This window comes from Hymenobacter sp. BT18 (assembly GCF_012273015.1).
Lineage (GTDB): Bacteria > Bacteroidota > Bacteroidia > Cytophagales > Hymenobacteraceae > Hymenobacter > Hymenobacter lutimineralis.
Window position 1 is genome coordinate 2,713,737 of the sequence record NZ_CP050954.1, and the last position, 18,996, is coordinate 2,732,732.

Consider the following 18,996-nt stretch of genomic DNA (forward strand, 5'->3'; position numbering starts at 1 on the left):
CTTTCCTGATACTGCCCTTGGGCGCGAAAAGTTGACTTAGTACTCTTGCGAGTGTTGCTTCCTACTTACCAGCTACGTCCTTTCTGGGCCGCCCGCCCAGTACCACCAGCACCACGGCCACCACAATCAATGCTGCCCCGCCCAGCATTTGGGCGTTCAGTGTTTCGCCGGCAAAAGCCCAGCCCAGCAGCACGGCCACTACGGGGTTCACAAAGGCGTAGGTACCGGCCAGGGCAGGCTCTACGTGGCGCAGAAGCCAGATATAGGCCGTGAAGCCGACGATGGAGCCGAACGTGACCAGGTAAGCATAAGCCAGCCAGGATTTTTCCGTCACGGCCCCCAGGCTGAACCCCGCGCCCTCGCCCCGCAGCAGCCCCACCACCACCATCACCAGGCCCCCACAGAGCATCTGCATCCCGCCCGACACAAAGGGAGAAGGGGCCGGCTGGTGTTTCTTGGAATACAGGGAGCCAATGGCCCACACTAGGGCAGCTGTCAGCACGCAGATAATGCCGATGCCCTCGTGGCCGGGCAGGGCTACGTGTGAGGCCCCCGGGGTACGGGCCAGCAGGTACACGCCGGCCAGTCCGCAGCCCAGGCCCAGGGCCACCCAGGGCGTAGGCCGCGCCGAAACCCCGCTTAGCCAGCCCAGCAAGGCCAGAAACATGGGTACGGTGGCCACCAGCAGGGCTGCCAGGCCAGTGGGAATGTATTGCTCGCCTACCGTTACCCCGCCATTGCCAAAGCCCAGCAGGCAGGTGCCGATAACCACCGCCGTGCCCCAGCCCCGCCACGTGGGCGCCGGCTCGCCCCGCCAGCGCATAAAGCCATAGAGCAGGGCCCCCGCCAGGGTATAGCGGGTGCCGGCCATCAGGAGGGGCGGAATGGAGTCGATGGCGAACCGAATGCCCAGGTACGTGGAGCCCCAGATGATGTAAAGCGCCGCAAAAGCCAGGAGAAGGGAAGCGCGGGAAGGTGAAGAATCAGGCATGAGAAAGGCGGCGGCAAAATACGCACCCCCAAACCTACGGCAGAACGCGCTGAGCGGCTACGAACAACGGGTGCGTTTACTTCACGCCCTCGGTAATGCCGGGCCAGGTATCGGTGCGAAAGGGCGGGGCCGGCAGACCTTCCTGGTTGTAGAGGTTGGCAAACGGGTTGTTGCTCCAGCCATAGCGCACGGCTACCGGCGCCGCTACCTGGGGGCTCGAAAGAATGAGCGTGTTGCCTTCCAGCCGCCCCTGGGCCCACACAAACTTGCGGTCGGCCCCGGCAATGGCAAAGCTCCGGAGGGTAGGGCCGCTGGCGTCTTTCAACACCAGTCCGCTGCCCGTGTTTTTGAACGTGATGCGCACTTCCTTGCCCTGCACCTGCAGCTTATCGAAGGTGGGTCCAGCGGCTAAGACTTGCTTATCGGCGTAGGCTACCTGCCGAGCTGCCAGGGCCAGGCGGCGGCCTACTTCCTGCTTGTTGCGGGGGTGAATGTCCGTTGGGTTGCCAATGTCGATGGCGGTGGCCATACCGGTGCGCGGCAGGCTGAGCGTGCGGGCCTGGGCTTCCCGGAGCTCAGCCCACTCGTAGTCGGCGGGCTGGGGCTGGTCGGGCATAAAGTTGGCCAGCTGCACAAACAGAAATGGAAAGTCGCCCTGGCCCCAGCGCTGCCGCCAGTCCCGAATCATCGTTGGAAACAGGGTGCGGTACTGCGCGGCCCGGCCTGCGTTGCTTTCCCCCTGGTACCAGATAGCGCCTTTGATGGCATACGGGAGCAAGGGCGCAATCATGGCATTGTAGAGCACCATGGGGCTATTCTGGGCGCCGGCCGGGAAGGGGTTGCGGGGCATGGTCTGCTGATCGTAGGCTACCTGATAAGCCCAGTTGCCGGCCAGCGGCACCGTGCGGCGGCTGGTTGTGAGGGTCATGTCCTTGGCCTCCCCCCAGATGCCTCCCCCCGCGCCGTTGTCCACCACGCGCACCGTCAGCACATTGCGGCCGGGCTTTACCAGGGCGGCTGGCACCGGGTAGCGGCGGGGCTCGTTGTAGCCGTTGGTGCCGCCAATGAAGGTGCCGTTAAACCAGGTCGAGTCGTTGTCGTCTACCTGGGCCAGGCTAAGCTGAGCGGCCTGGTTGGCTTCCTCGGCCGTGAGGGTTACTTCCTGGCGAAACCATACCACCCCGTCAAACGCCTGCAGGCCTGGGGTGGCTTCCCAAACGCCGGGCAGGGGCATAGTAGGCCAGCTGGCCGCCGGGTAGGTCACCTCGAACCAGGCCGGGGCACCGGGCCGGTGGCCTTTATCCTGACCAGCCGGGCTGCGCCGCCAGGCCGCCACCTGGGCATCAAAGTCGGCTACCTGCTGGCTGATATCGCGCGGGTTGCTGCGGAGCTTCTCCACGGCCGGCGTAAACTCGGGCAGAGCCTTCAGAGCCTCCGCACTGGTCCACGACTCAGCGGGGGTGCCGCCCCACTCGGCCGTAATCAGCCCAATGGGCACCTGATAGCGCTGGTGCAGGTCACGGGCAAAAAAGTAGGCTACCGCCGAAAAGCCGCCGGCAGTGGCCGGGCTGCACACCTGCCAGCCGTTGCCGCCAAACTCCGCCTGCGGCCGCGAAGCCATTACGTTGGGCACGTCAATCAGCCGAATCTGCGGGAAGGTAGCCGCGGCAATTTCCTGGGGGCCGTTGTTGGCGTCGCGTAGGGGCCACTCCATGTTCGACTGCCCCGAGGCCAGCCACACGTCGCCCACCAGAATATCGGTTAGCTCCAGGGTGTTGGTGCCTTTAATGGACATGGTGTAAGGGCCGCCGGCGGGCAGGGCGGGCAGCGTCAGTGTCCATTTGCCGGTGGCGTTGGGCTGGGTGGCGTACGTTTTACCCTGGAAAGTGAGGCTGACTTTCTCGCCCGGGGCCGCCCAGCCCCAGAGCGGCAGGTGGGCGTCGCGCTGCAGCACCATGTGGGAACCCACCAGCCGGGGCAAACGAACGGTGGCCTGAGCCGCGGAGCTTACTGCACCCAAACCAAGCAAGAGCAACAGACTACGAATCATCAATGGAAGAGCCTTTTGAACGTGGACAAACCTTTGCGCGGCCAATAGTAAGAAAAAAGCCGGCCCGCCGGCTTCGGTACCACGCAACGGGGCGCGGACGCGGGCGTCTGTTGGCGGCGCAGTACCTTGGCTGCTATCCTTTCTTTCGTCGCTTTCCATGTTCCGATACTTCCTGCCGCTGCTCCTGCTGCTGAGCCTGACTCAGGGTGCCGCGGCCCAGCTGCTCCAGCCCAAGCCCGTGGCCTCCCGGGCCGATTCCCTGCGCGGCTACCTCACGCCCCTGCGCACCTGCTACGATATCAACTACTACCACCTCGAGGTGAAGCTGGACGTGGAGAAGCGTTTCATCAGTGGCTCCAACCTGTTTCGCTTCACGGCCACCCAGGACTTCACCCGCCTGCAGTTTGATTTGTTTGCCAACCTAGCGGTGGACAAAGTGGAGTACCGGGGCCAGGCGGTGCCGTTCACCCGGGAGTTCAACGCCGTGTTCGTCACGTTTCCGCAGCCCATCCGCCAGGGGGCCAAAGACGAGTTTCGGGTGTACTACTCCGGCCAGCCCATTGTGGCCAAGAAAGCCCCCTGGGATGGGGGCTTCGTGTTCACGCAGGATGCCGCCGGCAAGCCCTGGGTAGCTACGGCCTGCCAGGGCGTGGGCGCCAGCATCTGGTGGCCCACCAAAGACCACCAGTCCGACGAGGTGGATTCCATGCTCATCAGCATCTCGGTGCCCAAGGGCCTCAAAGACGTGTCGAATGGCCGCCTGCGCAAAGTCACGAAGCTGAAGGACGGCTACACGCGCTACGACTGGTTTGTGAACAACCCCATCAACAACTACGACGTGGCCCTGAACGTGGGCGACTACCGGCGCTTCAGCGGGGGCACCTACACCGGGGAGAAGGGCCCGCTCACCCTCGACTACTGGGTGCTGCCCGAAAACCTGGCCAAAGCCAAAAAGCACTTCGCCGCCAACGTGCCGCCCATGTTCAAGGCGTTTGAGTACTGGTTTGGGCCCTACCCGTTTTATGAAGATGGCTACAAGCTGGTGGACGCGCCCCACCTGGGCATGGAGCACCAGAGCGCCGTGGCTTACGGCAACAAGTACCAGAATGGCTACCTCGGCCAGGACCGCTCCGACACCGGCTACGGCAGCCAGTGGGACTTCATTATCATCCACGAAAGCGGCCACGAGTGGTTTGGTAACAACATCACCAGCCAGGACATTGCCGATATGTGGGTACACGAAGGCTTCACCACGTACTCCGAGGCTATGTTCGTGGAAAGCACCGCCGGCCCGGCCGCGGCCGCCGACTACATTCACGGCTCCCGCAAGTGGATTCGCAACGACCAGCCCATCATCGGGCCGTACGGGGTAAACCAGGAAGGCTCCGGCGACATGTACCCCAAGGGCTCGGCTCTGCTGCACATGCTGCGCCTCACCGTAAACGACGACGCAAAGTGGCGCCAGATGCTGCGCGGCCTAAGCCAGACGTTCTACCACCAAACCGTGACCACGGAGCAGGTGGTGAGCTACCTCAACCAGCAAAGCGGCCAGAACCTTACGCCCATCATCAACCAGTACCTGCGCCACCCCAACGTGCCCACCCTGGAAGTGCGCTTCACCCCCGACGGCAAAACCCTGGCCCGCTGGATTGCCGACGTGCCGGACTTTGCCATGCCCGTGCGCGTGCGGGCCCGCGGCGGCGAGTACCGCACTATTACGCCTACCCGCAACTTCCAGCCCGTGGAGCTGCCCGGCATCACCCGCGAAAACCTCGAAGCCGACACCCAGAACTACTACATCGGGGTGCTGGTGGAATAGGTTGAGGGGCGGGCGGCAAGCCGGCAGAAGTTGTAGTATTGCCCCCTCGTTTCCCTTACCCTTCCGATGATAAGAACTGCTTTACTCGTTGTTCTGTGCTTTTGCACCGCCGTGGCCCAGGCGGCTTCCGGTTTTGCCAACCTCAAGCAAGGCCCCCACGGCGTGGGTTTCCGCGTGGTGCAGCAATTCGATTACGCCCGGGCCTATAAAGACCTTACCGATGCCGTAACCGGGAAACCGACCACCGGCGAGCTGGCCCGGCCCATCCAAACGCTGGTGTGGTATCCTGCCCAGAAAGGCGGCACCGCCATCCGCTACGCCGATTACCTGCGCACGGAAGCCACCGACGAAACCTTTACCCGTACCGATGCCGAAACCGCCGCTTTCTTGGCCGACAAGCTGCAGTGGGCCGCCGCGCAGGTAGGCCAGAAGCAAGCCCAACAGCTCTTCGATCAGCGCATGTGGGCCGTGCGGAATGCCCCAGCCGTGGCGGGCAAGTTTCCGGTGGTGATTTATGCGGCCGGCGGCGGGGGCACGGCCCACGAAGCTGCCGATCTGTGCGAATACCTCGCCAGCCAGGGCTACGTGGTGCTGGCCAGCCGCAGCTTGGGTACGCACACCAAGGATATGAACTTCGACGCCGAAGGACTTGGCACACAAGCGCGGGATATTCAATTTCTGCTGTCGTACGCTCACACCCTGCCGCAGGCCGATATGGACCACGTGGCCGCTGCCGGCTGGAGCTGGGGCGGCCTGGCCAACGCGCTGGCAGCTACGCAGGATGCGCGCATCAGCGCCATCGTCAGCTTTGATGGCACCAAAGCCCAGGAGGATACCAAACCCGTGTCCCGCGTGCGCCTGACCATACCGTGGCTCTACGTGCAGCGCCGCTCCGAGTCGGTGCGCGAGCTGAGTGCCAAAGGCATGGAAACGACGGGCATCCTGCTGAACGAAGCCAGGTATGCGGACCTCTATCACATGGTCATGAACCCGATGGAGCACATCGACTTTTCTTCCATTGCCCTGCGCGTAGCCGGACCGGCGCACTTCACAGAGTACTCCCGCGCTGAGGTAGAAGCCGCCTACCACTGGACCTGCCGCTACACCCTCGAATTTCTTAACGCCACCCTGAAAGACGACGCCACCGGCCGCCAGTTTCTGGACCGTACACCCACCCAGAACGGTGTGCCGACGCATATGGCCCGCCTCGACCACCTGCCCGCCCGCCGTGGTCCCCTGCCCACGCAGGCTGGCTTTGCGGCGGCCCTGGCCCAGCAAGGTTTCGACAAAGCCCTGGAAATCTACCACCGCCTGCAGCAGCAGGAACCTGCATTTGCCTTGTCGGAAGGTACGCTGAATAGCTGGGGCTACCAGCTTATGCGCGAGGCCCGCGACCTGCCCGCCGCCCGGGCCATCTTCGCCCTGGGCACGGAGCTCTACCCCAACGACGCCAACCTCTTCGACTCGCTGGGAGAAGCCGATGAAAACAGCAAGGACATCCAAGCGGCCATTACGCACTACCGCCGCTCTCTGGAGCTGAACCCCGCCAACCACAACGCCCGCCAGCGCCTGCAGGCCCTCGGCGGGCCCCGGTAAGGTGGAGTGGACCAGGTAAGCAAAACCGGAAAAAAGGCTGTTGTCCTGAGCGCAGCGAAGGACCTTATCCCGGTAGCACAGGTCGTTGTTACGTCTTATGTTTGGCTGGTATAAGGTCCTTCGCTGCGCTCAGGATGACAGTTGTTTTTAAAAACGCGACACTTCCCAAATTCACCTTCCGTACCTTCGCCCGTAGTTGATTCTCACTGAATTCATCGTAGCATGAACCAATACGACGTCACCGTCATCGGCTCCGGGCCCGGCGGCTATGTAGCAGCCATCCGCTGCGCCCAGCTGGGCCTCAAAACCGCCCTCATCGAGAAGTACGACACCCTGGGCGGTACCTGCCTCAACGTAGGCTGCATTCCCAGCAAGGCCCTGCTCGACTCGACGGAGCACTACCACAACGCCGCGCACACCTTCAAGGAGCACGGCATTGAGCTGAGCGACCTGCAGATCAACATGAACCAGCTCATCGACCGCAAAAACGGGGTGGTGAAGGCCAATACCGACGGGATTCAGTTCCTGATGAAGAAAAACAAGATTGACGTCCTGCACGGCGTCGGCTCGTTTGTCGATAAGAACCACATCAGCATTGCGCCCACCGCCGGCGGTGAGGCCCAGCAGATTGAGACCAAGAACGTCATCATTGCTACGGGCTCCAAGCCCACGGTGCTGCCCTTCATCCAGCAGGACAAGCAGCGCATCATCACCTCCACCGAGGCCCTGAATATCCGCGAAGTGCCCAAGCACATGATTGTGATTGGCGGCGGCGTCATCGGGCTGGAAATGGCCTCGGTGTACGCCCGCCTCGGCGCGAAAGTGTCGGTGGTGGAGTTCCTGGACTCGCTCATCCCCACCATGGACCGCGGCCTGGGCAAGGAGCTCAAGCGCATCCTGGGCAAAATCGGCATTGAGTTCTTCCTGAGCCATAAAGTGACCGGCGCCACCCGCGAGGGCGACACCGTGACGGTAACCGCGACCAACCCCAAGGGCGAGGAAGTGAAGTTTGAGGGCGACTACTGCCTGGTAGCCGTGGGCCGCTCCCCCTACACCGCGGGCCTGAACCTGGAAGCTGCCGGTGTGCAGATGGAAGAGCGCGGCCGCATCAAGGTCGATGAGCACCTGCAAACCTCCGTGCCCGGCATCTACGCCATCGGCGACGTGATTCGCGGCGCTATGCTGGCCCACAAGGCCGAGGAAGAAGGCGTGTTCGTGGCCGAAACCATTGCCGGCCAGAAGCCCCACATCAACTACCTGCTCATCCCCGGCGTGGTGTACACCTGGCCCGAAGTAGCCGGGGTGGGCTACACCGAAGAGCAGCTGAAGGAGCAGGGCAAAGCCTACAAAACCGGCTCGTTCCCGTTCCGTGCCTCGGGCCGCGCCCGCGCCTCCATGGACCTCGACGGCTTCGTGAAAGTGCTGGCCGACAAGGAAACCGACGAAATCCTGGGCGTACACATGATTGGCCCCCGCATTGCCGACCTCATTGCCGAAGCTGTAACGGCCATGGAGTTCCGCGCCTCCGCCGAGGACGTAGCCCGCATGAGCCACGCCCACCCAACCTACGCCGAAGCCATGAAGGAAGCCTGCCTCGCCGCCACGGAGAACCGGGCCATTCACATGTAAGCCCAAAACGGCTCAGCATTGCAGAAGAACGTCATGCTGAGCGGAACGTAGTGAAGCCGAAGCATCTCTACCGCTTCGTTGCTCAATCAAAAAAGCGGCTGAAACTCCCGGGAGCTTCAGCCGCTTTTGCGTTGGCAGCAGGCGGGCGGTGCTACTTCAGCACGTCCTTCAACTCCTTGAGCTGGAAGCGCGAATCGTACTGGGCAAATTCGCGCATCATGGCGGTGTGGGCCGAGCCCGCCAGCACCAGCACGCGCTGGTCGGTGGGCTCCACGGTTTTCTGCACCACCGAGTACATGTAGAGGTTGCGCCGGTACCACTCCGACACCAGCCAAGACCCGGCAAAGCTCTCCACGCTGCCGGCTTTGTTGAGCATGTCCAGGTAGGCGCCTTTGTTTTCACGCATGCTGGCGGGGGTATTGAAGTCGAGCAGGAGCTGGGTGAGGGTGAGCGTGCTGAGCTTCCGGTTTTGGTCGGCTTCCACTTTTTTGAATAGCTCGCCGATGCGCTGCTGCAGGGCTTCCTGGTGAGCCTGCTGCATAGCCTTCTGCACGCTATCGAAGGGGAACGTGGTTTTCAGGTAGTCGAAGGCGTACACGCGGCGCAGGCCCGCTTTCTTGGCGGTGCGGAAGGCCAGCTGGATAATCTCGTTTTTCAGGTAAAAGTCGCGCTGACCGGGCTGGGGATATTTGGCTTGAATGGCCTGCTCGTACTGCCCGCCCAGGTAGAGCTTGTAAAGCGCGTCGAGCTCGGCCTGGTTGTTCCAGTCCCACTCCACAAACACCTTATCGGGGTGCCACTGGCTGAGGCGGTTGGTCATGGTCTCCAGCTCGGCCTGGGCCTTAGGCGCCAGCACATCGAAGGATTTCGTCTTGACGATATCGGCACCGGGGTTGTGGAAGTGGAAGGTGCCCAGCAGCAGCAGCTCGGCGGGCTTGTTTTGGGCGGTGGCTCCCAGGGCCAGGAAGAGGCTGCTGAGCAGGAGCAGAAGTGTTTTCATAGCTTGTCTTAAAGAGGCTGCAAGGTAGAGCCCCTTCGGCAGATGCTTGATTTCCAGCAAGCCACATAATGATGTAGTTAAGGGACTATTCAGGGGTAACTGTGCTGGATAGAAGCGGTGCTTTGTCAAAAAATCAGCTTGACTACGTGCAGTAATTTGTTCGGTCCACGCGTCATCTACGGAGTTCAGGTTGTCGGCCAGGGTTTTGCCTTCGCTCTTCAGCGGGCCGTAGTCGGCCCCGATGATGATAGTGGGGGCAGGCGCTGCAGGTTAGCGGCCACCAGGTTGATGCACGGGTCTTGGCCATCGGCAGGGGGGGCGCAGGTAGTTTTTGAAGAACCACTCCATGCCGGCCTTGTTGAGCGGCGCTGTTTCTTGGCTGGCTTGGTACGAGGGCCTGTTGGTAGTGGCACCGGCAGTGGGGTAGACCAGCAGCTGGTACTTGGGCAGGGCTACTTTCTGGTCGCGGGCCTGCCGGCTCACGGCGCAGGCCAAGCCACCGCGCTGGCACTTTCGCCCGTCACCGCCAAACTGTTGGCGTCGCCCTTGATGCTGGGGGCATTCTTCAGCGCCCACGGGTAGGCGGCAAAGGCGTCGTCGTGGGGGCCGGGCACTTATGCTCGGGGCCTTTGCGGTACGCCACCGCCACCACTACGCCACTGCCACCACTACGCCAGCCTACTGCCCCGGCACCGATAGCCTCTCCCGAAACTGCCGGTAGTGTGCCTCCCCCATTTTGGCACCCGCCACTGCTCGCCGTGCTTTTTTGCGGAAGGCGGTAGCGCGGAGCTTGGCGGCTTTTGGACGCTGGGCCTACCAGCTGCTGCCAGCCCCGCCGCCGCCCGAGCTGCCCCCGCTGCTGCTGGAAAACGACGACCCACCCGACGATGAGCCCGACGATGACCCACTCGACGACGACGACAGCTGGGCGGTGGTGTACTTTTCTTTTTTGATGTGCTGGCAGAAAGCGCAGGTGTGCACGTGCCAGCCCCAGCCGCCGTGGGAGGTGGTTGCGGCCTGCACTTCCTCGTCGGGCTGGGGTTCCAGGGTGCGGTGGTGGCACTTGGGGCAGGGTTCGGCGTCGGAGCTGAGGTTGGCGTAGTCGAGGGTGAGCCGGTGCTGGCAGGCGGGACACTGCCACACGTCGTAGTCGATGGCGTGGATGCGCTCCTCTACCTGCTGGCCCGGCTGCAGGGCGGCATCGTCTTCGGTTTCGGAGAGGCGGTGCATGGGCGTGGCGCAGGCGGGACAGGCGTAGGGGGCATCGCGCAGCAAGGCCAGGCGCTGCCGGTACCGGGGCCAGTAGAAGGCCATACCCAGCGGAAACAAGTACCGCAGCCAGCCCAGGCCGTGGTGGGTTTCGCTCAGGAACTGGTAGCGGGCGTGGCGGCTCTTATCGGCGTAGCGGCTCGCCAGCAGCCGGTTTACCGCCCGCAGGTAGCCGTGCAGGTACAGCCCCGGCCAAGCGTAGCAGAGCCCCATGAGCAGCAGGGGCGGCAGGGGCCAATCCAGGGCCGCGGCACCCAGCGCCAGCACCACAATTCCCCCAATACCTACAACCAGCACCCAGGGCCTGGCCGCCGGCTTTTTGCTGCGCAACCCCAGCACCAGCCCGCACACCGCCAGCAGCGCCAGCGCCGCTACCACGCCCACGGCTTCCAGGTCGCCCCACGCGTTGGGGTCGGCGGTCAGCTCCTCCGTCAGGTAAGCCGCGTCGTCCGGGTAAGTCTGGGCCGTCTCCCCGGCCAGGGCCGCGGCCGAATCGGCGGGCTCCAGGCGGCCGGTGGCCAGCTGGCGCAGCAGGGCCGCCACGCCGGCCCGCACGGCCGCGTCGTAGTCGCGGGCACGCAGGGCGGGCAGCATATACCGCTGCTGAATGCGGTAGCAAATCACGTCGGGCAGGTCGGCTTCCAGGCCGTAGCCGGTTTCAAACTCCACCCGGCGCTGGTCCAGCACCAGCAACATCAGCAGGCCGTTGTTCTTGTCCTTGGCGCCGATTTTCCAGCGGTTGAACAAGGCTGTAGCGGCGGTTTTGGGCACTTCCTCCCCAATGCTGCGCGTGAGCACCACGTCGATGTGGGCCCGGCCGCTCTGGTCGAGGGTGCGCAGGAGGAAGTTCAGGTCCTGCACCGTGGCGGGCTGCAGCAGGAGGTCGGGGTCACTCACGTAGCCTTCGCCCAGGGTCTTGGGGTCGGGGATGGTGGTGAGGTAGTCATCCTGGGCAACGGCAGCCAAGCTGCCCGCGGTTCTCAAGGCCAGCAGCACCAGGATCCGAAAAAATAGGCTACGCATCAGTAGAACAGGTGTCATAGGCCGAAAAGCGGGTTGTTTGGCCAAGAAAGGTAGATCTGGTGTATGCCTGCGCGTTGAAGCTGGTTGCACCCTGCCTGATTAAGGTCGTTTGTATTGTTGTTCTGGGCGAAGCGAAGAACCTGGGGTGGCGGCTTCGCAGTGTCCGTCTGAAACATCAGGGCAGTGCTGTTCTTCCCAGGTTTCGACACTATTCAGCATCACGTTCTTTTCAACTTCCCAAAGGGTTTACGTAGATTCCCCGCTTCGCTCGGACGGGCAGAGGGCTACGGGTTCTTGTGGTAGCAGAAGCAAGTCGGTATGCCTACAAGTAGCAGCGTTAGTGCGCACGGCCGCGCACGTAGGCGCTGAGCTGCTCGTGGGCGTCGCGCACTTGCAGGGTGAGCTGCTTGTTGGCGTAGGGCTGCAGTACCTGAAGCTCCCGGGCCACCTGGCGGCGCCAGAAAAGCAGGCGGGTCCGGTTGGCGTACACCTCCCGGTCAAACTGGTCCTGGCGGGCGTTGGCTTCAGCCATAAGCTGGCGGAAGATGCGGCGGTGACGCCGGGTGAGCTCGGGGGTAGTGGTAGCCTCAGCCTGCAGGCGCTGGGCCAGATGGCGGGCGTAGAGCTCGGTGATGTCGAAGTGCAGCTGCTCGTGAGCCAGCGTCTGGCCGGGCGTGCGCGAAGGATGAAAGGAAGAGTGGCGGCAGTCGAAGTAGGCTTCGATGGTAAGGCGCGTGGTGCGCTGCCAGGGCTGACTGCGGCAACGGTAGCGGATGCCGCTGTGGGTAGCGGCTTCGCAGCGTCCACCCCGGGCGCGGCCCTTAAAATCGGCGGGCGTAAGGCGGCGGGCCGGGTGCCAGAGGATTTCCTGTTCGTAGGGGCGCAAGCTGGTTGTTTGGAAAGCCCGGGCCTGCAAGCCGGCCGTTGGACTGGTGGGTTTTTCGAGGCGTAGCAGGTTGGCTCCCAGCTGACGGGCTTGGGTGGTAGCCAGCTGCAGGAGGGCCACCGAGTCGGTGCCGAACGAGAGCAGGGACGGGCGCACCTGAATGCAGGCCAGCTCCCGGGCCGAGGCTTCAACGGGCTCGGAAGCCGCCAGCACCAGCACCGTTTGGGCGGGGGCTGGGCAACTGGCTGGCAAGGGCTCGGGGCGCTGCACCGCCACCTGGGGCGCGCAGCCCGCCAGGGCCAGGCTTAGTCCTATCCACGTACGCAGGGGCATCATCGGCGGCAGATTGAGTGAAGCGGTACCCGGAGCCGCCCTGCGAAAGTTAGGCGCTTATTTGTTTCCGGCAAGGTAGGCCAGCTGGTTGCCGCAAGGGCCGCAAGCGGCTCATTGTCAAGGTAGGCAAAAACTGTTTTGCCGTATCAGTAGGACGTCCGCGTGTAGACACGCATACTTGCGTCTCGTCGGCCGCGCCGTATTAATGATTGTTGTCCAACGGCAAGCGGCAAGTAGGCATGTCCACTTCTTCCCCCTCTATGGCCCGCACCGATGCCTACGCCCAGGTTCAGCCCGCCAGCCGCGCCGAGTGGCGGCAGTGGCTGGCCGAGCACCACGCTAATAGCCCCGGCGTATGGCTGGTCTATTTTAAGAAGCACGCCGGCCAGCCCAGCGTAACCTACCCGGAGGCCGTGGAGGAAGCCCTGTGCTTTGGCTGGATAGACTCGCACCCGCGCAAGCTCGACGCCGACCGCACGCAGCTACTGTTCACGCCGCGCAAGCCCAAAAGCGGGTGGATCAAGGTAAACAAAGAGCGGCTGGAGCGACTGGAAGCGGCCGGGCTGCTCATGCCCGCTGGTCTGGCCGCCATTGAACGGGCCAGGCAAAACGGCGCCTGGGAGTCTCTGGATGCTGCGGAAGCCGGCACCGTGCCCGGCGACCTAGCCTCAGCTCTGGCTGCTAATGCCGCGGCGGCCCAGTGTTTCGCCGCTTTCTCGCCCTCGGCCCGCAAAATGCTGTTGACCTGGGTACTGGCCGCCAAACAGCCGGCCACGCGGGCCCGGCGCGTGGCCGAGGTAGTGCGCATGGCCGCCCTGAACAAGCGCGCCAACTTCGACCAGGCCTGACTTCCGGCGGCTGCAAAGCTCTCCTGATGATTTTCCGGCAACCCTGGGCCCCGGCCTTGCGAATACCTGGGCAGGACCTCTGGGTAGGGCCCGCGCCGCACGCTTCAGCCAGCACGCTATGGGTAAGCACAAACACAAGCACTCGAAAAAGGAAACCGTATCCGATGATATCTTGGATGCGGCGGCTATTTCCATCAAGAAGTACCGGAAGGTGACTAATGAACTAGCCAAGCTCAGCTCCGGACAGAAGCTGGTAGGTGGCCTGATGTTGCTGGCGGCCGGCTACTTCTACCTGGATAAGGTGAAAAACGACGCCAACGACTCTCTGTTTGCGGGGCTGGATGCTCACCTACCCTGGCTGAACAACGCCAAAAAAACGGCGGCCCCGGCTCAAGAGAAAGCAGCGGATGAACAGCCCGCAAGCGCCCCACCCCGGAAAGAGCGCAAGCATGCTAAGCCTGCCAAGGCAGCCGGCTCATTCGACCAGCGCCCCGCTGCCAGCCCCGACGACGAGTAGACTAACCAAGTATTCGGAGGAAATGCAGGTGCCCAGTCAGCCTTAGACGAACCTGTTTCCAATAGATTTTTCCACGCAGTAACCACCGCATCATGAAAAGCAAAAAGAAAAGCAAAGCCAAAGCACCCAAGAAGAAATCCTTGTTCGGTGGGGCCGCTAAGTCGTTGAAAAAGCTGGGCAAAGGCAGCGGCCTGCGCAAGCTCACCACCACGCAAAAAGTGGTAGGCGGCACGGCGCTGGTAGCATTGGGCCTGGGGTACCTGGCCACCCGTCGCGCCGGCTCTGCCAGCTCCGAAACGGCTACCACGGACATCGACCCGAACACCGGGGAAAGCCTGCTCTCCACGGAGGGCGCCAGCATTTAGCCCCCGCAAATCTGGCAAGGACATAAGCGGCCTTAAGACGTTCTAACCGGCTGGTGCTTCCAAAGTGCCAGCCGGTTTGCGTAGGGAGAGCCGACGTACTTACAAAATGTGGTTGGCCCGGGCCAGGCGCACCAGCGGAAGAAGGGGCAGCCGATGCGGGGCGGCCAGGTAGCGGTTGAGGTCGGCGCCGGCAAACTCTCCTTTGCTCTTCGAGAGGTTGGTGAGGGGGTGGTAACGGTCAATCAGGCGGAAGGTCACGTCCCGGCAGTAGTCGTAAACCGTGGAAACGGGCAGCTGCTGACCTGTCGCCGCCGTGGGCCCGATACAGCCGCCCAGGGAAAAGCACTGGTAACCTTCGGTTTGGAGCTGCTCGGCCAGCAAAGCCACTACCGACAGATAAACGCCCCAGATCTTGGTTGGCAGCAGCCGAAACTGGTGCAGCTGATACCCTTTCAGTTGGGCCTGCTCATACCAGGGGTCGAGCACGCAGAAACCCAGGGGTTGCTGTTGTGGCCCCGCCTGAATAAGAAAGAACCGCACGTCGGGCTCGGGGGCGAGCTGTAGCAGCCGGGAAATAAAGCTGATTTCGCGCTGGGCCGGGGAATGCTGAATGAATACTTGGTTGATGGCCTGCAGCTGGACAAGCTCGGCCGCATCCAGCGTGGCCAGGTTGCGCTCAACCAAGGTAAGCCGTGCTTTGCGGGCCTTCTTGAGGGCGCCGGAGGTGGCCGTCGAAAAAGCCAGGGGCGCGGTAAGATCCAGGCAGCGTTCTGTACCGATGCGCACAAACTGCATGCGGCGGCTTACCTGGAACAGCGCGGCGGCTCCGTCTTCGCTCAGGTAGCTGAATATGCTCTTCGGGTACGTGCGCAAATATGCGGCTAGCAGATCAGGCCGCTCGTGGGGCGTGGCAATAGGGTCGCCAAGCACCACGTTGCCGGCCAGGGTGCGGCGGTAAGCCACAAAGCCCAAAGGATGGTCGAAGTACTGCAGGCCGGGCTGCAAGGCGGCGTAGGCGTTGGGGTCGGAGGCACACCGGCGCAGTGTTTCAAATCGGGTGGCAGTGGTCATACAGGAGGTTGCCGGCTTAGGCGGGATACTACCTGCAAGCTAGCAGAAGGTCGCCCTGTGCTGCAATCCCCTGATCATGTGATGAAGCAAGGTCAGATGCCTGCTAAGCAAATACCCCAACCGATAGGGCCAGGCAGGCGCTACCGGTTGGGGTGCTACTATTAGGGCGCGGTTAAGCGGCTGGCCCGAGCCTAGTAAGCGGGTACTTCCTGGCCTTTGGGGTCTTCGCCGTACTGGTTTGGGCCGCGGGTGCCCTCGGTGCAGGCGAGAATCAGAATCCAGATGCCCCCGATGATAGGCACGAGGCCCACTAGCAGAAACAAACCGCTTTTATTCACGTCGTGCATGCGGCGAACAGCCAAAGCCAGGCCCGGCAGGATCATGGCGAAGCTGTAGGCCATGTAGATGTAGCCGGGGCCACCTACACCACCCATCGTGGTGCCCAAGAGGTTGTCGAGCAACATGGCTGCTATGGCAAAGATGAGCTGGAACAGCACGAACATCCAGTATTCTTTGCGGCGGGACCGGCCGGAGAACTTGGCGAAATTTTTCAGCCCCAGTAAAAAGTATTGCATACGTGAAAGGGTATAGGTTTCCTACTCGTAAGGCTTTTCGGTGTCGCCCCGTTTTTTTAGGTGGTTTCTGAACTCCACGCAGGATAGAATAAGCGTTGCCGCCTGGGCAACCGGGCGTCAGGCGGATTGCCGGTGAATATAGGGGCCGTACCAGAAATTCGGCGCAGTCATATGTTAATTTATTGAAACTATAAGATGCTATAATACCACGAGCTGCCTTAAAAGGACTGAGCGGGGTCCGCTGGTTTATCGGTGGGGCTTCCGCTAAAAACCAGTCGAATCAGGACGTGAAGGCCGAAATTGCCGGCTCACTCAGCAGCCGGTGCAGTTGGGGCCGGGGCCCACCGCTTTTCGCGCCAGGCTTGCTGCTGTTCCGCATCCAGAAACGTCCAGGCCACCATGCGGCTGATTTTGTGGCCCTGGGTCATGGGAATGGTGCGCACGTCGGTGGCTTGCAGCTTTTTCAGTGACTTGTAGAGGCCGGGCAGGGTTTCTTTTTTCGATACCAGGGTCGTGAACCAGAAAAAATTACGCCGGTTCAGGGCGCTTTCCTCGGCCATGCGCCACAGGAAGGTACCCTCCCCGCCCGGGTACCACAGCTCCGTCGACTGTCCTCCGAAGGTAGGCTCGGGCTGCGGGCCTTTGCTCGTGCCCAGGTTGCGCTCCTTGCGCTGCCCGGCCGCTTCGGCCTCGGCCGCCGACCCGTGGAAAGGCGGGTTGCAGATGGTCAGGTCGAACACCTCGTTGGGCTTCACCATGCCGCTGAAGATATCCGTGGACTTGGGCTGCAGGCGTACTTCCACGGCCCCATTGAGCGCAGGGTTGCTGGCCACAATCTGCTTGGCCATGCGCACGGCTACCGGGTCTACGTCGGAGCCCACAAACTTCCAGCCGTACTCGCGGTGGCCGATAATGGGGTAAATGCAGTTGGCGCCCACGCCAATGTCCAGCACCCGAATGTTTCTGCCGGTGGGCACGGCACCATCATTCACACTGGCCAGCACATCGGCGGCGTAGTGCAGGTAGTCGGCGCGGCCCGGGATGGGCGGGGTCAGGTACCCCGCCGGAATGTCCCAGTGCGCTATGCCGTAGAACTGCTTGAGCAGTGCCCTATTCAGCGTCTTCACCGCTATAGGGTTAGCAAAGTCGATTGTGGTGGTCTGGTATTGATTTACCGCTATAAAGGGTGCCAGCTCGGGCGTGGTTTGAATGAGCCGGGCAAAGTCGTACTGGCCCTGGTGGCGGTTGCGCGGGTGCAGTCCTTCTTTCTTAGGGGCAGGATTGGGGGGAAATTGGCTCATAAGGCAGCAGGAAGAAAAAATGAAGAAGGCCGGCGGTCCGGCCCACCGTCAAAGCTACCCAGACTTCCCGCAACCACCGCCACGGCTGGGGTTGGGCAACTAACTGGGCCGCAGGAAACCTTCCCGGCGCTGGTTGCGAATAACCAACCCCGGGACGGCCGCGTACGTGCGCTGTTTCTCCGGTGGGCCGATTTAAACGTTAGGTACTTATGGCAAAAGACAAAAAGGCTTCCGCCGGCAAGAAAAAGCAGGGGAAGAAAAGCCGGAAAGCGGATGGCCTGCTGGATGACGCGGCTAAGTCGCTGAAGAAATTTCGCAAAGTCACCCGGCACGTGGGCAAGCTCAGCCCGGGCCAGAAGCTGGTGGGTGGCATTGCCTTGGTAGCGGCCGGGCTTACCTATTGGGCCAAAAAGCAAGCCGCCGATGAGGCCGCCACGGCGGCCCTGCCCGGCGCCCAGGCCGCCGAAGCCCACCTGGCTACCCTCACCGAAACCACCCCGGCACCCGCACCTTCGCTGGACTGGGCGGCTCCCGAGGAAGCCGCTGCGCCTGCCCGCCCCCGCAAACCCCGAAAAAGCAAGTAGCCCGCCTTATAGGCCAGCGCCCCGCCGCAGCCGCTCCTGGTAGAAGCAGCCGCGGCGGGGCGCTGGTAGGTTGTCGGTAAGCGAAGGAGGCTAGCTTTCCAGCTTTACGCGTACGGCCGCCGGACCCTTGGGGCCCATTTCCACCTCAAAGGAAACCTTGTCGTTTTCCTTGATCTGGTTGATCAGGTTGTTGGCGTGCACGAAGATGCTTTCCTGGGTTTGCTGGTCTTTGATGAAGCCATAGCCCTTGGAGTCGTTGAAGAACGACACCACACCCTTGCGGATAGGATCTTCCGGCGCCATGTCTTCCTGCTTCATCACGTTGATGCGGATATCCTCTACCTTGATTTCCTTTTTCTTCTTGGTAGGGTCCGGGGGCGTGCTCGTGATGTTGCCGTCATCATCTACGTAAGCCAGCATATCTTCCAGGTTCTGGCCTTTCTTGGCGTTGGCCTGGCGCTCTTCCTTCTTTTCTGCCTTATCGTTACGCTTTTTCAGGCGCTTTTTTTCGTTTTCCTTTTTGCCAAAGGTGGCTTGTGATCTGGCCATGTGGTGCTGTCGTCGTGGGGTCTATCCGCTTAGTCGGGCAAAGCTGGGAGGAAGGGGCAATAGATAATTAAAATAGACAATAGCCGGGGCGTGAAGGTTCACCGGGCACCCGCAATATATTGAATAGTAGATAGAATAGCGCCGCGCCTTGTTTCGCACCTGACCCCGCCGGGAAAGCGGGCCGCGAAATGCAGGTGTTGAGCGGCGGCAGCGTAAAGCTACGGGTAATTCTGGCAAGTAAGCAGCGCGGCCTATTTAGCAGAGACTAAAAGCCGACACCCACCTGTTGCGCCAGCCCCGACGAAGGCCAAAACCTACGCCTTTTTCACAAAGGAGGTCTTGAGTACCATCATCGTGCCGCCGGCCCGGCCTTCAATTTCCTCGGCGCTGTTGGTAAGGCGAATGTTCTTCACCACGGTGCCGCGCTTGAGCACGGTGGAGGAGCCTTTCACTTTGAGGTCTTTGATGATGTGTACGGAGTCGCCATCCTGCAGGAGGGCGCCGTTGCTGTCCTTTACGTCCATGAAAAAAAGGTGATTTCGCGCCAGGTAGCCCGGGCGTGTGGGGCAAATATCGGCAAAGTTGCGCGG

At 62.2% G+C, this 18,996-nt stretch carries 19 protein-coding genes; 8 read left to right on the forward strand and 11 right to left on the reverse strand.

Annotated features, from left to right (window positions below):
- Nucleotides 1-61: 61 nt before the first annotated feature.
- Both yedA and HER32_RS11480 read right to left on the reverse strand, forming a co-directional pair.
- Complete coding sequence (gene yedA, locus HER32_RS11475; protein ID WP_149071104.1) at nt 62-991, reverse strand: drug/metabolite exporter YedA; 930 nt, start codon at nt 989-991, stop codon at nt 62-64.
- A gap of 76 nt (nt 992-1,067) precedes the next feature.
- Nucleotides 1,068-3,041, reverse strand: coding sequence for a sialate O-acetylesterase (locus HER32_RS11480; protein WP_168681964.1), 1,974 nt, complete (start codon nt 3,039-3,041; stop codon nt 1,068-1,070).
- A gap of 157 nt (nt 3,042-3,198) precedes the next feature.
- Between HER32_RS11480 and HER32_RS11485 the strand changes: the two genes are divergently transcribed.
- The 3 genes from HER32_RS11485 (at nt 3,199) to lpdA (ending at nt 8,085) form a co-directional block, all read left to right on the forward strand.
- Nucleotides 3,199-4,860 (forward strand): M1 family metallopeptidase, encoded by a 1,662-nt coding sequence (locus HER32_RS11485; RefSeq protein WP_168681965.1) that lies wholly within the window; start codon nt 3,199-3,201, stop codon nt 4,858-4,860.
- Nucleotides 4,861-4,926: 66 nt separating this feature from the next.
- Nucleotides 4,927-6,456 carry a dienelactone hydrolase family protein gene (locus tag HER32_RS11490; protein WP_168681966.1) on the forward strand — a complete coding sequence of 510 codons (1,530 nt, stop codon included), beginning with the start codon at nt 4,927-4,929 and terminating at the stop codon, nt 6,454-6,456.
- 222 nt (nt 6,457-6,678) lie between these two features.
- On the forward strand, nt 6,679-8,085 hold the full coding sequence (lpdA, locus tag HER32_RS11495) for a dihydrolipoyl dehydrogenase (RefSeq protein ID WP_168681967.1): 1,407 nt from the start codon (nt 6,679-6,681) through the stop codon (nt 8,083-8,085).
- Between the two features lie 151 nt (nt 8,086-8,236).
- Here lpdA and HER32_RS11500 read toward each other — a convergent pair whose 3' ends face one another.
- Complete coding sequence (locus HER32_RS11500) at nt 8,237-9,085, reverse strand: DUF5694 domain-containing protein (RefSeq protein ID WP_168681968.1); 849 nt, start codon at nt 9,083-9,085, stop codon at nt 8,237-8,239.
- 270 nt (nt 9,086-9,355) lie between these two features.
- Nucleotides 9,356-9,535, reverse strand: a complete 180-nt coding sequence (locus HER32_RS20430; protein WP_410503898.1) for a hypothetical protein — start codon at nt 9,533-9,535, stop codon at nt 9,356-9,358.
- Between HER32_RS20430 and HER32_RS20235 the strand changes: the two genes are divergently transcribed.
- Complete coding sequence (locus HER32_RS20235; RefSeq protein ID WP_232066235.1) at nt 9,470-9,667, forward strand: hypothetical protein; 198 nt, start codon at nt 9,470-9,472, stop codon at nt 9,665-9,667. The two genes, HER32_RS20430 and HER32_RS20235, sit on opposite strands and share 66 nt — an antisense overlap.
- Before the next feature lie 231 nt (nt 9,668-9,898).
- Here the strand turns inward: HER32_RS20235 and HER32_RS11510 are convergent, their stop codons facing one another.
- A complete protein-coding gene (locus HER32_RS11510; RefSeq protein ID WP_168681970.1) occupies nt 9,899-11,377 on the reverse strand; it encodes a TPM domain-containing protein in 1,479 nt (492 codons plus the stop codon).
- Between the two features lie 337 nt (nt 11,378-11,714).
- A complete protein-coding gene (locus tag HER32_RS11515) occupies nt 11,715-12,599 on the reverse strand; it encodes a hypothetical protein (RefSeq protein WP_168681971.1) in 885 nt (294 codons plus the stop codon).
- 236 nt (nt 12,600-12,835) lie between these two features.
- Here HER32_RS11515 and HER32_RS11520 point away from each other — a divergent pair, with 236 nt between their 5' ends.
- From HER32_RS11520 to HER32_RS11530, 3 genes are all read left to right on the forward strand, one after another.
- Entirely contained in the window at nt 12,836-13,444 is a 609-nt protein-coding gene (locus HER32_RS11520; protein WP_232066236.1) for a YdeI/OmpD-associated family protein, read from the forward strand.
- 118 nt (nt 13,445-13,562) lie between these two features.
- Nucleotides 13,563-13,961, forward strand: coding sequence for a hypothetical protein (locus HER32_RS11525; protein ID WP_168681972.1), 399 nt, complete (start codon nt 13,563-13,565; stop codon nt 13,959-13,961).
- A gap of 92 nt (nt 13,962-14,053) precedes the next feature.
- Nucleotides 14,054-14,326, forward strand: coding sequence for a hypothetical protein (locus HER32_RS11530; protein ID WP_149071115.1), 273 nt, complete (start codon nt 14,054-14,056; stop codon nt 14,324-14,326).
- A 99-nt stretch (nt 14,327-14,425) separates the two neighbouring features.
- Here the strand turns inward: HER32_RS11530 and HER32_RS11535 are convergent, their stop codons facing one another.
- The 3 genes from HER32_RS11535 to rlmF form a co-directional block, all read right to left on the reverse strand.
- Nucleotides 14,426-15,397 carry a phosphatidylglycerol lysyltransferase domain-containing protein gene (locus tag HER32_RS11535; RefSeq protein WP_168681973.1) on the reverse strand — a complete coding sequence of 324 codons (972 nt, stop codon included), beginning with the start codon at nt 15,395-15,397 and terminating at the stop codon, nt 14,426-14,428.
- 191 nt (nt 15,398-15,588) lie between these two features.
- Nucleotides 15,589-15,972: a DUF805 domain-containing protein gene (locus HER32_RS11540; RefSeq protein WP_149071117.1), complete on the reverse strand. Its 384-nt coding sequence runs from the start codon at nt 15,970-15,972 to the stop codon at nt 15,589-15,591.
- 308 nt (nt 15,973-16,280) lie between these two features.
- Complete coding sequence (gene rlmF / locus HER32_RS11545) at nt 16,281-17,273, reverse strand: 23S rRNA (adenine(1618)-N(6))-methyltransferase RlmF (RefSeq protein ID WP_168681974.1); 993 nt, start codon at nt 17,271-17,273, stop codon at nt 16,281-16,283.
- 209 nt (nt 17,274-17,482) lie between these two features.
- On the opposite strand from rlmF, the gene HER32_RS11550 reads away from it, so the two are divergent.
- Nucleotides 17,483-17,857 (forward strand): hypothetical protein, encoded by a 375-nt coding sequence (locus HER32_RS11550; protein WP_149071119.1) that lies wholly within the window; start codon nt 17,483-17,485, stop codon nt 17,855-17,857.
- A gap of 90 nt (nt 17,858-17,947) precedes the next feature.
- On the opposite strand, the gene HER32_RS11555 is transcribed toward HER32_RS11550, so the two are convergent.
- Both HER32_RS11555 and HER32_RS11560 read right to left on the reverse strand, forming a co-directional pair.
- On the reverse strand, nt 17,948-18,406 hold the full coding sequence (locus HER32_RS11555) for a cold-shock protein (protein ID WP_149071120.1): 459 nt from the start codon (nt 18,404-18,406) through the stop codon (nt 17,948-17,950).
- Between the two features lie 314 nt (nt 18,407-18,720).
- Entirely contained in the window at nt 18,721-18,930 is a 210-nt protein-coding gene (locus HER32_RS11560; protein WP_168681975.1) for a zinc ribbon domain-containing protein YjdM, read from the reverse strand.
- Between the last annotated feature and the right edge of the window lie 66 nt (nt 18,931-18,996).